The organism is Winslowiella iniecta (assembly GCF_001267535.1).
Classification (GTDB): domain Bacteria; phylum Pseudomonadota; class Gammaproteobacteria; order Enterobacterales; family Enterobacteriaceae; genus Erwinia; species Erwinia iniecta.
Window position 1 is genome coordinate 1 of sequence record NZ_JRXE01000079.1, and the last position, 294, is coordinate 294.

The window sequence follows — 294 nt, forward strand, 5'->3', positions numbered from 1 at the left end:
GGATCCCCACTAAATCAGCGCTAATAAACCAACACCATATTACGGTAGGTTTTGGCGAGGTGGCTGAGGACAGCGTCTAACGCTGTTCGCTTTAAAATTAGCGGAGAGTGTCGCAAGACATTCTCCGCTAATGTCAGAAAGGATATGACTCGTCGCGATTTCAGGCTGTTAGCCTGATATCTCAGGTGTAACCCCTTGTTTTCAGCATGATAACCAAGCAACCACAGTACTGCTGTGCTCAGTGTTACCAGCAGGCTGAGTACCAGAATACGCCCTGCTGAACGGCTATGACTG

General features: G+C 48.6%; 1 pseudogene. It reads right to left on the reverse strand.

Annotation, left to right across the window (positions count from 1 at the left end):
* Nucleotides 1–20: 20 nt before the first annotated feature.
* A pseudogene (locus tag NG42_RS22385) lies at nucleotides 21–294 on the reverse strand (IS4 family transposase); the annotation flags it as partial.